Below are 13,901 nucleotides of genomic sequence, written 5' to 3' on the forward strand. Positions count from 1 at the left end.
CATAATTCAGGACACCCTCCACCTGGCGGCTATTGGCTTTGCTGTTTATTGTTTCTGATATTGCTTACGCATCAGAGTCTTATTTTAGGAGTTGCGACTCTGTCTTAGAATCTCTCGACTTTAAGCCGTTGAAGTTGTTTTATGACTCTCGACCTAATCAAGCACGTCCAGATGATTGTTTTCGACTGAACAAAAGCGAGTTCTTGGTTACTGTAACCAATGCCGTCCGTATTGATCAGGGTTTGTATTTTTATGACTCAAATGACAATTCATACGAGCTCGTGGGCGGGCATTATTGGCCGGAAATTTCAATAAAACGCGAGTTTATCGGCGGGAACCAAAAACGATTCGTTTTGGTTAGCACATCGAATCTATCACGAGGTAATTGGGAATACGGCTACAGGATTCTCTATCTAGTTCCTGGAAAAAAAATAGAATCCTTTGCCGTCAAAGATCTTCTATTTGCGAAAGAAAATCCGGTTTCGGGTTTTTGTGGGCATGATAGTGATGGGGTTGAACTAAACGATATTGCAACTTCGATTAACGGCTTTGATATAGTCGATGAAGGAAGCGACAAAGTTCGAGTTCAATTCAATGTCGAAGAGGAAGACTGCAAAACAGGCATACATCGAAAATATAATCGGGTATTTATGCCCCAAGCTGGCGGATTCACTGAAGTTGAGCAGATCAAGAATTGACGTTCAATCGCTTAATGTGCGCTGTCGCTGCGACTTTATTAACGCGGTGCGCATGGCGTTCTGATCCTACGCTTCGGAGCTTTTGTATCGGGGCATTCGAATGGGTTTTCCAGTCGACTCCTCAGTAGTGTGACATTCCTGCGGCCCCGTTTGAGTATTTGTCGATAAAAACTCTGGGCTCTGCGCAGCATCTGGATAGGACTATGTTAGGCATACAATTTTGATGCCGTCACTTTTTTACCCGTTCCCGCCTGGCTTCCATCGGATTTTTCCGTAGCGGCCGGTAGATTTCGACGCGGTCGCCGTCGGCCAGAACTTTATCCGCGGTGCAGACCGCACCGAAGATGCCGATGGTTTGCTGCGCCAGATCGATGTCTGGGAGTTGGCTGGCGATGTTCGACGCCGATATGGCCTCGACCGCAGTAGTGCCGGCCGCCAGCGTCAGCGGAATCAGGATTTGCCGTTCCGGCAGGGCGTAGGCCACTTCGACCTGAATCGGATCAGCCGCCATACAGGGCTTTGGCGCGTTGGGTGAAGGAACCGACCATGGTGTTGCAGATTTGATTGAACACCGGGCCGAAGGCCAGGCTGGCGAAAGCGCTGGAAATTTCGAACTCGAGATCCAGCGAGATTTTGCTGGCGTCCTCGCGCAACGGCATAAAGCTCCAAAAACCTTCCAATGATTTGAACGGCCCGTCGAGCAGACTGATCTGAATCCGGCCACCGCGGTCGATTTTATTGCGGGTGGTGAACGACTTGTGAAAACCGGCTTTGGCGATGTCGATCTGGCCTTCGACGATATCGCCCTCGCGGCGCAGCACCCGGCTGCCGGAACACCATGGCAGAAATTTGGGATAGGATTCGATGTCGTCGACCAGATCGAACATCTGCTGCGCGGAAAATTTCACCAGCGCGCTTTTTTGTACCACCGTAATCATTTACAGCACTCCGAGTACGTGCAGGAATACCAGAAAGACCGAGGCCGGCGCGACGTATTTGATCAAAAATTGCCAGACTTGAAAACCTTGTGTTGGCAATTCCAATTCCTGCTCGGTATCGGTCTGGCGCATGGTCCAGCCGGCAAACAGGGCGATGCATAGACCGCCGATCGGCAACATCAGGTTGGCGGTCAGGTAGTCCAGCAATTCGAACAGGTTTTTATCGAACCACTTGTGGCCGGACCAGATGTTGAACGAAAACACCACTGTCACGCCCAGAGCCCAACAGGCGCTGCCGGCCCAGACGCAGGCGCGGTGGCGTTCTATGTCTTTATTCTCTACCAGCCAGGCCACAGCCGGCTCGATCAATGAAATCGAGGAGGTCAGTGCCGCAAAAAACAGCAAAACGAAAAACAGCACGCCGAACAGCCAGCCACCGCCCATGTGGCCGAAAGCCAGCGGCAGGGTTTGAAAAATCAATCCCGGTCCGGCTGCCGCTTCCAGGTTGTTGGCGAACACCAGCGGGAAGATTGCGATGCCGGCCAGCAACGCGACGATGGTGTCGGCACCGGCAATAAAGAACGTGGTTTTGGCGATCGAGACATGGCCGGGCAGGTAAGAGCCGTAAACCATGATCGCGCCCATACCCAGGCTCAGAGTGAAGAAGGCGTGGCCCATCGCGGTCAATACCGCATCGGCGTCGATCTTGCTGAAATCCGGGCTGAACAGAAATTCGATGCCTCTCTCGTACGCGCCGGACGACATCGCATAAGCCACCAATATCATCAGAATCACGAACAAGGCCGGCATCAAAAATCGCACGGCTTTTTCCAAGCCGCCTTGCACGCCACGCATCACCACCTGCATCGTGATGATCATGAACAGCGTATGCCAGAACAATTGCTGGATCGGGCTGGCCATCAGGCCGTCGAACATGGCTTTGACCTCGCCGGCGTCGGTGCCGAAGAAGCCGCCAAAGAAGGCTTTGAAAATATAGGCCATGGCCCATCCGGCAATTACGCTGTAGTAAGAGAGGATCAGAAAGCCGGCGATCATGCCCAGCCAGCCCAGGTAATGCCAGCGCGGGTCGGCGCCGGCTTCCGCGCTCAGGTTTTGCATGGTGTTGATCGGGCTTTGCCGGCCGCGCCGGCCGAGCATGATCTCGGCGATCATGATCGGCACGCCGATTGCGGCAACGCAGGCCAAGTACACCATCACGAAGGCACCGCCGCCGTTTTCGCCGGTGATGTACGGAAATTTCCAGATATTACCCAATCCCACCGCCGATCCGGTGGCGGCCAAAATAAATGCAAAGCGGGATGACCATTCGCCGTGAATGGATCGGGTTTTATCGCTCATGTGTTGCGCCCTGTGTTTTTTAAGTCGTTATTTAACGGGTGTGTGAGTAAAATAACAAAATTCCCGTTTTCAGTCAGTCTAAAAAATCCTAGCACCAGATGGCCGCCAAAAAATCGAAAAAGGACTCCAAAGCCAACGACAACACCATTGCGGTAAATCGGCAAGCCACCCACGAGTACACGATAGACGAGCAATTCGAGGCCGGTTTGGTGTTGGAAGGGTGGGAAGTGAAGAGTCTGCGCGACGGCCGGGTGCAGTTGAAGGAAAGCTACGTCGAAATCAAACGCGGCGAAGCCTGGTTGTGCGGCGCCCACGTTTCGCCGTTGCTGTCGGCCTCGACCCACGTCAATCCGGACGCGGTGCGGCGCAAGAAGCTGCTATTGCACCGGCGCGAACTGAACAGGTTGATCGGCTCGGTGGAACGCAAAGGCTACACTCTGATCCCACTGTCCATGTATTGGATTAAAGGCCGGGCCAAACTGAAAATCGGCTTGGCTAAAGGTAAAAAACTGCACGATAAGCGTGCCGCGGCCAAGGACAAGGATTGGCAACGCGACAAGGCGCGCATCATGAAACACGGCTAAGCCATGTCTTCTCATCCCAATTTACTCGACGCAAATAACAGCGTCCTGCTGCTGGTGGATATTCAAACCCGCCTCAGTGCGGCGATGGCGGCAGCCGAATCGCAACAGATGTCACACCACTGCGAGCGCCTGCTGCAAGCGGCGGCTTTGCTGGATGTGCCGGTCATCGTGACCGAACAGTACCCGCAAGGGCTGGGGCCGACTCAAGCCAATTTGTTGGAGCGATTGCCGGCCGCGGCGCAGGTGTTCGCCAAAACCGGGTTTTCCTGCTGCGCGGCGGAAGGCTTTGACGGCACGTTGGCGGCACTGGGACGCAAGCAGATAGTGCTGGCCGGCCAAGAAACCCATGTGTGCGTCCTGCAGACTGCGCTTGAATTGCAGCATCGGGGTTACCAGATACATGTGCTTACCGACGCCGTCTGCTCCCGGCACGCCGAACATAAGGCCTTCGCTTTGCAGCGCATGCAGCAGCAGGGTGTGACGCTGAGCTGCCACGAATCGGTATTGTTCGAATGGTTGCGCGATGCCAAGCATGAACGGTTTAAGGCTATTTCCGGTTTATTGCGTTAAATACACCATCGTGGGGGATAAATGATACGGACGACATGGATCGGACCGATACTGGGAGCGTTATTGCTGGTGGCTTGCGGCGGTGAACCGCCGGTGCCGGTGCAGAAATTCGAGGGCTTCGCCCAAGGCACCACCTACCATGTCAGCTATTGGTCGGAGCAGGTTGTCGATGGCAAGCAAGTGCAAGCCGAAGTCGACAGGACGTTGGCGGAGCTGGATAAATTGTTGTCGAACTACCGGGCCGATTCCGCAATCGAGCAATTCAATGTGTCTGCCGCGACGGTCGGCCAGACCGTGGACGCGCAAATCGTTGCCCTGGTCAAAGTAGCGCAAACGGTCAGTCAGCTCAGTTCCGGTTGTTACGATCTGACCGTCAAGCCTATATTCGAACTTTGGGGTTTTCAAAACGACGAATTGCACGTGCCGGACCAGGCCGCTATCGATGCCGCGTTGGCTAATGTCGGCATGTCTAAACTGGAAATCGTCGACGATGTGCATTTGTTGAAGAAGTTACCTAGTCTTCGCGTCGATTTGTCCTCCATCGCCCAGGGTTACAGTGTTGGCAAAGTTGCCGGAGCCATGGAACACTTGGGCATAGAAAATTATCTGGTCGAAATCGGCGGGGAACTGAAATCGAATGGCCATAAACCCGACGGCAAAGCCTGGGTCATCGCCGTCGAAAAACCCTTGCCCGGCGAAAGAATGATGCATAAGACGGTGACTTTGCCGAAGGATGCGCCGATGGCGGTGATGACCAGCGGCACTTATCGCCACTATTTCGATCTGAAAGGCCAGCGCTACAGCCACATTCTGGATGCGCGCAACGGCAGGCCGGTGGGGCATGATTTGGTGGCGGTGACGGTTTTCCACGAAAATCCGACGGTGGCCGATGCTTGGTCGACGGCCTTGCTTTGTCTGGGTCAGGAAGAGGGTATGAAGTTGGCGGATAACGAGAAACTGCAGGCTTTATTCATTCAGCAGCGCGGCAGCGAATTCGTCGAAAGCAAGACTCGGGCGCTGACGACCTCGACCGCAGTCACAATCAATTAAGCCAAGGCCGGAGCGCCGAAACCAGGGGGATTCATGTTGGGACTAGACAGTCAAATCCGATTTTCGATACATGGCGGTGCCGACAGCGGCGGCGTGGCCGGCGGCGTCGATAGTCTGCTGGCGTTTTTGGAGACCGCAGTCCGGCAATCGCCGGCCGAAACCTTCCACGATTTAATGCCGGGAATCGCGGCATTGCAGAATTTGCACCCGTTATTCGTGCATTTTCCGATCGCCTTGTTGAGTCTGTTTTTTGCAGTGGATCTGGCCGGCACCCTGGCCGGTCGCGCCGAGTGGCGCCGGGTCGCCGGCTGGCTGTTGTATCTTGGCGTCGCCTTTGCCGGGATTACCGCGACCTTCGGTTTTATTGCGGCGGATACGGTCGCCCACGGCGGCGATGTCCACGAGATCATGGAAAGCCACGAGCATTTGGCGATATCCGTATTCGGTCTGGCCGCATTTCTGGCGGTATGGCGCGGAATCGGCAAAACCCATCCGGCCGGTCCGGCCAACGCGTTTTACTTGCTGCTGGCCGGAGTGCTGGCCGGCTTGCTGATGTTTACAGCCGATTTGGGTGGCCTGATGGTTTACAAATACGGCGTCGCGGTCGAGGCGGCCGCCGATGCGAATCAGGCTGCGGCGCAGGAACATGAACATGGCACTACCGATTTCGACCAACCGGTCGATCACGACGAGCCGGTGGTGAAGCAGCAATTGGGCTTAGGCAGCGCCATCCATCAGGACGGCGCGCAGCATTCACAAGTCGATCCTGCCCCGGCAGCTGCAAGCCACCCGCACCAGCATAACCACAAACATGCGCACTAAGCTGTCGCTGAAGGCGCGGCAAAGGCTGGTTCGTCCGGCCTTTTTTGTTGGGTGCGGGCATGATTTCCGGTTTAGCTGTGGTATCCTACGCCGCCATTTTTTATGAGCTTGGCTATGCGTACCCGCGTTAAAATATGCGGCTTTACCAATGTCGACGATGCGGTGCAGGCCGGTCGGCTGGGTGCCGATGCGATTGGGTTGGTGTTTTACCCGCCCAGTCCGCGTCATGTCGAAATCGAACAAGCGGCGGCGATCAGCGAAGCCTTGCCGGCGTTCGTCAGCGTGGTAGCCTTGTTCGTCGATGCCGAGCCGGGCATGATTTGGGAAGTATTGGACAAAGTGCGGGTGGATTGTCTGCAATTCCACGGCGAAGAGCCGGCGGAAGCCTGTCGGATCTATCGCAAATCGTATATCAAGGCCGTCCGGATGCGGCCTGGTATTGACGTAGCGCAGTTGGAAAGCCGATATGCCGATGCCGCCGGATTGTTACTGGACGCCTACCATCCGGGCCTGCCGGGGGGAAGCGGTAGCGGTTTTGACTGGGATTTGATTCCGCAAAGACGATCGCTGCCGTTGATATTGGCGGGTGGTTTGACAGCGGAGAACGCCGGTGCGGCGGTGATTGCGGTAAAGCCGTATGCGTTGGATGTCAGCAGCGGTGTTGAGGCCGGGAAGGGCATCAAGGATGCGGCGAAAATGGCCGAATTCATAAGAATAACTAATCAAGCGACTTGAGAATTATGACTGACACATACCCTTTGGGTGACAAGTACGATATGCCGGACGCCAGGGGGCATTTCGGTCCTTATGGCGGCATCTTTGTAGCCGAGACGCTGATGCCGGCGATTACCGAACTCAACGCAGCCTACCAGCGTTATATCGACGATCCGGATTTCATTGCCGAACTGGACGCGGATCTGCGCGATTATGTCGGTCGGCCGTCGCCGTTGTACCACGCTCAACGTTGGAGCGATCACCTGGGCGGCGCGCAAATTTATCTGAAGCGGGAAGACCTGAACCACACCGGCGCCCATAAAGTGAATAATACCGTCGGTCAGGCCTTGCTGGCCAAACGGATGGGCAAGACCCGCATCATCGCCGAAACCGGCGCCGGCCAGCACGGCGTCGCCACCGCAACCGTCGCGGCGCGGCTGGGATTGGAATGCGTGGTTTACATGGGGGCGGTCGATGTCGCCCGCCAGGCGTTAAATGTGTACCGGATGAAACTGTTGGGCGCCACTGTGGTGCCGGTCGAATCCGGCTCCAAAACCCTGAAGGACGCGTTGAACGAAGCACTACGCGATTGGGTGACCAATATCGACAACACCTTTTATATCATCGGTACCGTGGCCGGTCCGCATCCTTATCCGGCGATGGTGCGCGATTTCCAAGCGGTGATCGGCCGCGAAGCCCGCCAACAATGCTTGGACCAAGCCGGTAAATTGCCGGATGCGTTGGTCGCCTGCGTCGGTGGCGGTTCCAATGCCATTGGCCTGTTTTATCCGTTCATCGACGACGCCGGCGTCAAAATGTATGGTGTCGAAGCGGCCGGCGACGGTATCGCCAGCGGCCGCCATTCCGCGCCGCTGTCCGCCGGCCGCCCCGGTGTACTGCACGGCAACCGCACCTATCTGATGGCGGACGACGATGGCGAAATCATCGAAACCCATTCCATTTCCGCCGGTCTGGATTATCCCGGCGTCGGTCCGGAACATGCCTGGCTGAAAGACATCGGCCGGGCCGAGTACCCCAATATCACCGACGACGAGGCCTTGCAGGGCTTCCACGCGCTGACCAAGATGGAAGGCATCATTCCGGCGCTGGAATCCAGCCATGCTATGGCCTACACGATGAAATTGGCGCCGACGATGCGCAAAGATCAAGTCATTGTCGTTAACCTGTCCGGCCGCGGCGACAAGGACATGCACACCATCATGCAACGCGAGGGAATCAGCCTATGAGCCGTCTAGCCGCCAAATTCGCCGAATTGAAAGCTTCCGGGCGCAAGGCTTTGATTCCGTTCATTACCGCCGGCGACCCGTATCCGGAATTCACCGTGCCGATGCTGCACGAAATGGTCAAGGCCGGTGCCGACGTGATCGAACTGGGCGTGCCGTTTTCCGATCCGATGGCCGACGGTCCGGTGATTCAACGCGCCAGCGAGCGCGCCTTGGCCCACCATGTCGGGCTGCGCAAAGTGCTGACGATGGCGATGGAATTTCGCAAAACCGATCAAACTACGCCGCTGGTGTTGATGGGTTACCTGAACCCGATCGAAATCATGGGCTACGAAGGTTTTGCCAATGCGGTACAGCGTGCCGACGTCGACGGGGTGTTGACGGTCGATTTACCGCCGGAAGAATCGGAGGATTGCGTCAAATTGCTGCGCGAGCGCGGCATCGACCAGATCTTTCTGTTGGCGCCGAATACCACGCCGGATCGGATCCGCAAAATGCACGAGGTCGGCAGCGGTTACCTTTATTATGTGTCGTTGAAAGGCGTCACCGGTGCCGGTCATTTGGATACTGCCGACGTCGAAGACAAGTTGCAAATGATCAAGGCCAACACTGATTTGCCGGTCGGGGTCGGTTTCGGCGTCAAGGATGCCGATACGGCGCGGACGATTGCCGCCATTGCCGACGGCGTCGTGGTGGGCAGTGCGCTGATTAGTAAGGTTGAGGCCAATCTTGACGATCCCGAGCAGGCCAAACGTGAAATTATCGAATTGTTAAAGTCCATGCGCCAAGCGATGGACCACTGAGCTACATAGCGGAGAACACCCCGAATGAGTTGGTTTGAGAAACTGGTTCCGTCTGCAATACGAACCGAATCGTCGCAAAAACGCACCACGGTACCGGAAGGCTTGTGGAACAAGTGTCCGCGTTGCGACGCGATACTGTTCAATGCCGAACTGGAAAAAAACTTCAGCGTGTGCCCCAAGTGCGAACACCATTTGCGGATTTCCGCACGCAAGCGGCTGAACATGTTTCTGGACGAAGACAATCGCCAGGAAATCGGTGCCGGTCTGAAACCGGCCGATCCGCTGAAATTCAAGGATAGCAAGCGGTACAAGGACCGGATCAGTCAGGCGCAAAAACAAAGCAACGAAAACGACGCCCTGGTTGTAATGAAGGGCACTTTGAAAGGCTATCCGATTGTGGCGGCGGCCTTCGATTTCGGCTTTATGGGCGGCTCGATGGGCTCGGTAGTGGGCGAGCGTTTCGTGCGCGGCGTCAACGAAAGCCTGCGTAGCGGCGCCCCGTTCATTGTCTTCACCGCCAGCGGCGGCGCCAGGATGCAGGAGTCGTTGTTTTCCTTGTTTCAGATGACCAAAACCAGCGCAGCACTAACAAAACTGGCTGAGGCCGGCATTCCTTATATCTCCTTTATGACGGACCCGACAATGGGCGGGGTATCGGCCAGTTTGGCGATGTTGGGCGACATCAATGTGGCCGAGCCCGACGCGTTGATCGGATTCGCCGGGCCGCGCGTGATCGAACAGACGGTGCGGGAAAAGTTGCCGGAAGGTTTTCAGCGTAGCGAGTTTTTGCAGGAGCACGGCGCGATCGATATGATCATTGATCGCCGGGAGATGCGCGATAAAATAGCCAGCATTCTGGCGATTTTACGCGAAGCCGCAACCGCCGTTGCGGCAACGAGCGAAACGGCCGATTCGAATCCAGGCTCAGTCAGCGAAACCTTGCCGATAACAGACTAAAACCGGTCGAAATGGCGCGTTTCGATTCACTGCAAGCTTGGCTGGCCTGGCAGGAACAATTACATCCGCGCTCGATCGATTTAGGCTTGGCACGAGTTGCCGGCGTATACCGGCAGCTCAATCCGACCAGGCGTAAACCCTTGACCGTCACGGTCGGCGGCACCAACGGCAAGGGCTCCTGCGTGGCATATCTGGAAGCAATCTACCGAGCCCAGGGCTATAAAGTCGGTGCCTACACATCGCCCCACATCCTGCGCTACAACGAACGGATCCGTATAGACGGCCGTGCAGTTGACGATGCCGACATCTGCCGGGTATTTTCCCGAATCGATATGGCCCGCGGCGAAACCAGTCTGAGCTATTTCGAATTCGGCACACTGGCGGCCTTGTGTTTGTTCGCCGAAGTCGATCTGGATGTACAGTTATTGGAAGTGGGTTTGGGCGGCAGGCTGGATGCGGTTAACATCGTCGATCCGGATGTTGCTCTGGTGACCACCATCGCCTTGGACCATGTCGATTGGTTGGGCAATACCGTCGAAGCGATAGGCCGGGAAAAAGCCGGCATTTTTCGGCAATCGGTGCCAGCCGTGATTGGCGATGCCGCGGCACCGGCTTCGTTACGGCAGGTGGCCGAGCAGATCGGTGCCGAGGTTTATCAATTGGACGAAGCCTTTGCTTACCAAAAATACGGTGAAACCTGGACTTGGCGTGCAGGCGATCGAGTCTACGCCGGTTTGCCGGCTCCGGCTTTTAAAGGTGAACACCAATACCGGAATGCGGCGGCGGTGCTGATGGCGGTTTCGGCGTTGCAGGAGAACTTGCCGGTGGACGAGGCGGCGATCCGTGCCGGTTTGAACGCGGCCAAACTGCAGGGTCGGTTTCAGTTGATTCAGGGGGCGCCGCAGGTGTTGCTGGATGTCGGCCACAATCCGCAAGCGGTCGGTACCTTGATCGATTACCTGAGCGACTATTTTCCCGAAACCAGAATTCATGCCGTATTTGCCATGATGCGCGATAAAGACATCGGCAGCGTGTTGAAAATGATGCGGGCTAGGGTGGCCAAGTGGTATCTGGCTCCGCTCGACAATCCGCGCGCCGCCACGCCCGAATTGATCGAATCCCATTTCCGCCAGTTGCAGATGGCGAACTTCGAAAGCGGCTTCGCCGATTTTTCGGCCGCATTTGAAGCGGCGCGGGCCGCGGCCGGACCGGACGAGCTGGTTCTGGTGTTCGGCTCGTTTTTTCTGGTATCCGAATATTTGGCTAAATTTTCCTAGAGGGGATCGTAATGGATCAAGAATTGAAACAGCGATTGATTGGGGCGGCGGTAATCACTGCATTGGCCGCGATTTTCGTACCGATGTTGTTCGACGACCCGATCGACGAAACCGGCAAAAATATCAGCGAACTGAAAATTCCCGAGCTGCCTGCCAAGACCCAGGATGTGGAAATCATGCCGCTTCCGGAAAAAACGGAAGATGTCGCTGAAGCGCCGGCTCCGGCCAGTACCGGAAAGCCCGTACCCAAGTTCGTTGAGGAAGGCGAAGCCGAGGCCGAATTCGAGGCGCCGAAACCGCAACTGAAACTAGGCGCGCGGGATACCGCGCCGATAACGCCGGCCGCGCCGCCGCCGCGGGCATTAGCGCCTGTCGAAGAAGAACCGGCTGAGGCTGAAGATTTGCCGATAGCGCCAAAAACCACAAAACCTGTTGCCCCGGTTCAACCGTTGCCAGGGGTTGCACCGGTGCCGAAACCTTTGAAGCCTCTGGCAAAACCAGCCGAAGCGAAACCGGAACTGCAAACGCAGGCGCCGGTAGCGCCGCCAGCGATCAAGCCCGCCGCTCCGGCCGAGGAAACCAATCGCTGGTATTTGCAGGTCGGTACCTTCAGTCAAAGAGCCAACGCCGCCAGTTTGCAAGAGAGTTTGAAGCAGCAGGGTTTTGCCGCGACGGTCAAAGAAGCCGCCGGCGATAAAGGCACGGTATTTAAAGTTCGGATCGGGCCCATCGTCGACAAAGCCAAAGCCCAGGCCGTCAAAGCCAAGTTGGCGCAGATCAACGTCAACAGCTTTGTCTCCGCCGACGAGTAAATTTTGCGTACGGATCGATAGATCTCTGAACGATGCCGGACTTGGTTGCTTGGGACAAGCTGCTGTGGGTTGATTACACCATTATCGCCATCATATCGATGTCGGCGGTGATGGGTTTGGTGCGCGGTTTTATCAAGGAAGCTTTCGCGTTGGTGCTGTGGATTGCGGCGGTGTGGGTGGCGACCCATTACAGCCGTGAGCTTGCGGTGTTGCTGCAAACCACAATCACCTATCCGTCGGCCCGCATCGCCGCGAGTTTCGGCTTGCTGTTTTTCGCGACTTTAATATTGGGCAGCCTGATCAGTTTTCTGTTGAGCCAATTGATCGAAAAAACCGGCTTGAGCGGCAGCGACCGCCTGCTCGGCATGTTGTTCGGCATTGCCCGCGGGGCCGTGCTGGTTTCCATTCTGGTGATTCTGGCCGGGGTCACACCATTGCCGGAAGATCCGTGGTGGAAACAATCCGTTCTCATTCCTCCGTTTCAAGCCTTGGCGGTCTGGTTGAAAACCCAGATGCCGGCGGGCTTGGCGGATTACATTCATTATCGATAATCCGGATCAGCTATGTGTGGTATTGCCGCTATTGTTTCCAATCAAAGTGTTAACCAGGACCTGTACGATGCGCTGACGGTGTTGCAGCACCGCGGCCAGGATGCTGCCGGTATAGTCACCTGCGAAGGCGGCCGTTTGCATCTGCGCAAAGACAACGGTTTGGCCAGAGACGTGTTTTCAACCGAACAAATGATGAAGTTGAAAGGCAACATGGGCATTGCGCACGTGCGTTATCCGACCGCCGGTTGCACCAGTTCGGCCGAGGCGCAACCGTTTTACGTCAATTCGCCGTTCGGCCTGACCTTGGCCCACAACGGCAATCTGACCAATACCGAAGAACTGAAGCGCCAAGTGTTCGTCGACGACCAGCGCCATATCAATACCGATTCCGATTCGGAAGTGTTACTGAATGTGTTCGCTCACGAATTGCAGCAGTTCGGCAAATTGCGCTTGACGGTAGAGGATGTGTTTCAAGCCGTTAGCGCCGTGCATAAACGTTGCCGCGGCGCTTATGCGGTGGTGGTGATGATTGCCGGCTTCGGCGTATTGGGTTTTCGCGATCCGCACGGCATCAGACCGATCGTGTTCGGCGAACGCAAAACCGAGGATGGCGTCGATTACATGATTGCCTCGGAGAGCGTCGCACTGGATGTATTGGATTTTCGTTTGATCCGCGATTTGGCACCGGGCGAAGCCGTGTTCATCGAGGCTTCCGGCACATTGCATACCCGCCAGTGTGCCGAGGTCACTGATCATTGCCCGTGTATCTTCGAATATGTCTATTTCGCTCGGCCGGATTCGATCATCGACAACATTTCGGTTTATAAGGCAAGGATGCGGATGGGCAAAAAATTGGCGTTAAAAATTCTGCGCGAATGGCCGGACCACGATATCGACGTGGTGATTCCGATTCCGGACACCAGTCGTACCGCCGCTTCGCAAATCGCCCATGACTTGGGTGTGAAGTTTCGCGAAGGCTTTATGAAAAATCGTTACATCGGCCGCACCTTCATCATGCCCGGCCAGAAGCTGCGCAAAAAGTCGGTAAAACAAAAGCTGAACGCGATTTCGTTGGAATTCGACGGTAAAAACGTGTTGTTGGTGGACGACTCCATTGTGCGCGGCACCACCTCGGAGCAGATTATTCAGATGGCGCGCGACGCCGGTGCCAAAAAGGTGTATTTTGCCTCCGCGGCGCCGCCGGTGCGTTATCCGAACGTCTACGGCATCGATATGCCGGCCGCGCATGAGTTGATTGCCCACGACCGAAGTGAAGCCGAGGTGTGCAAAGCACTGGGTGCCGATAAACTGATTTACCAGGATCTCGACGATTTGATCGAAGCGGTAGGTCGCGGTAATCCTAAGATCAAACATTTCGATACCTCTTGCTTCAGCCACGATTATGTCACTGGCGACATAGACGACGCCTACTTGGCGAGAATCGAAGCCTTGCGCAACGACCACGCCCAGGAGCAACGCAACAGCAGCAGTTTTATCATCGAAATGCAGGTGGCGAAATAAT

Annotated in this window: 16 protein-coding genes; 13 read left to right on the forward strand and 3 right to left on the reverse strand. The window is 55.9% G+C overall.

The features are described from left to right. Positions 1–32: 32 nt before the first annotated feature. Positions 33–698, forward strand: a complete 666-nt coding sequence (locus C2U68_RS03815; RefSeq protein ID WP_140911187.1) for a hypothetical protein — start codon at positions 33–35, stop codon at positions 696–698. A 229-nt stretch (positions 699–927) separates the two neighbouring features. Here the strand turns inward: C2U68_RS03815 and C2U68_RS03820 are convergent, their stop codons facing one another. Genes C2U68_RS03820 through C2U68_RS03830 form a run of 3 tightly spaced genes read right to left on the reverse strand, consistent with a single transcriptional unit; the run spans position 928 to position 2,995 of the window. Continuing rightward, on the reverse strand, positions 928–1,209 hold the full coding sequence (locus C2U68_RS03820) for an RnfH family protein (RefSeq protein ID WP_140911188.1): 282 nt from the start codon (positions 1,207–1,209) through the stop codon (positions 928–930). After that, on the reverse strand, positions 1,199–1,636 hold the full coding sequence (locus tag C2U68_RS03825; protein WP_222101861.1) for a type II toxin-antitoxin system RatA family toxin: 438 nt from the start codon (positions 1,634–1,636) through the stop codon (positions 1,199–1,201). Before C2U68_RS03825 ends, C2U68_RS03820 begins: the two co-directional genes overlap by 11 nt. Then, a complete protein-coding gene (locus C2U68_RS03830) occupies positions 1,637–2,995 on the reverse strand; it encodes a sodium-dependent transporter (RefSeq protein ID WP_140911189.1) in 1,359 nt (452 codons plus the stop codon). Positions 2,996–3,093: 98 nt separating this feature from the next. On the opposite strand from C2U68_RS03830, the gene smpB reads away from it, so the two are divergent. The 12 genes from smpB (at position 3,094) to purF (ending at position 13,900) form a co-directional block, all read left to right on the forward strand. Continuing rightward, entirely contained in the window at positions 3,094–3,579 is a 486-nt protein-coding gene (gene smpB, locus C2U68_RS03835; RefSeq protein WP_140911190.1) for an SsrA-binding protein SmpB, read from the forward strand. Between the two features lie 3 nt (positions 3,580–3,582). Then, the gene (locus C2U68_RS03840) at positions 3,583–4,149 is read left to right on the forward strand and encodes a hydrolase (RefSeq protein WP_140911191.1); all 567 of its coding nucleotides are present in this window, start codon (positions 3,583–3,585) and stop codon (positions 4,147–4,149) included. 21 nt (positions 4,150–4,170) lie between these two features. Further along, positions 4,171–5,199: an FAD:protein FMN transferase gene (locus C2U68_RS03845; protein WP_140911192.1), complete on the forward strand. Its 1,029-nt coding sequence runs from the start codon at positions 4,171–4,173 to the stop codon at positions 5,197–5,199. Positions 5,200–5,232: 33 nt separating this feature from the next. Then, the gene (locus C2U68_RS03850; protein WP_140911193.1) at positions 5,233–6,021 is read left to right on the forward strand and encodes a DUF2231 domain-containing protein; all 789 of its coding nucleotides are present in this window, start codon (positions 5,233–5,235) and stop codon (positions 6,019–6,021) included. Positions 6,022–6,135: 114 nt separating this feature from the next. Further along, entirely contained in the window at positions 6,136–6,756 is a 621-nt protein-coding gene (locus tag C2U68_RS03855) for a phosphoribosylanthranilate isomerase (RefSeq protein WP_140911194.1), read from the forward strand. 5 nt (positions 6,757–6,761) lie between these two features. Further along, entirely contained in the window at positions 6,762–7,982 is a 1,221-nt protein-coding gene (gene trpB, locus C2U68_RS03860; protein ID WP_313901397.1) for a tryptophan synthase subunit beta, read from the forward strand. After that, positions 7,979–8,782 carry a tryptophan synthase subunit alpha gene (gene trpA / locus C2U68_RS03865; RefSeq protein WP_140911195.1) on the forward strand — a complete coding sequence of 268 codons (804 nt, stop codon included), beginning with the start codon at positions 7,979–7,981 and terminating at the stop codon, positions 8,780–8,782. Before trpB ends, trpA begins: the two co-directional genes overlap by 4 nt. A gap of 24 nt (positions 8,783–8,806) precedes the next feature. Then, positions 8,807–9,739: an acetyl-CoA carboxylase, carboxyltransferase subunit beta gene (accD, locus tag C2U68_RS03870; RefSeq protein WP_140911196.1), complete on the forward strand. Its 933-nt coding sequence runs from the start codon at positions 8,807–8,809 to the stop codon at positions 9,737–9,739. 11 nt (positions 9,740–9,750) lie between these two features. Then, on the forward strand, positions 9,751–11,016 hold the full coding sequence (gene folC / locus C2U68_RS03875; RefSeq protein WP_140911197.1) for a bifunctional tetrahydrofolate synthase/dihydrofolate synthase: 1,266 nt from the start codon (positions 9,751–9,753) through the stop codon (positions 11,014–11,016). Positions 11,017–11,027: 11 nt separating this feature from the next. Next, positions 11,028–11,828: an SPOR domain-containing protein gene (locus C2U68_RS21715; protein ID WP_140911198.1), complete on the forward strand. Its 801-nt coding sequence runs from the start codon at positions 11,028–11,030 to the stop codon at positions 11,826–11,828. Between the two features lie 32 nt (positions 11,829–11,860). Continuing rightward, entirely contained in the window at positions 11,861–12,379 is a 519-nt protein-coding gene (locus tag C2U68_RS03885; RefSeq protein WP_140911199.1) for a CvpA family protein, read from the forward strand. A 12-nt stretch (positions 12,380–12,391) separates the two neighbouring features. Then, entirely contained in the window at positions 12,392–13,900 is a 1,509-nt protein-coding gene (gene purF / locus C2U68_RS03890) for an amidophosphoribosyltransferase (RefSeq protein ID WP_140911200.1), read from the forward strand. Position 13,901 lies beyond the last annotated feature (1 nt).

The organism is Methylomonas koyamae (assembly GCF_006483455.1).
Taxonomy (GTDB): Bacteria; Pseudomonadota; Gammaproteobacteria; order Methylococcales; family Methylomonadaceae; genus Methylomonas; species Methylomonas koyamae_B.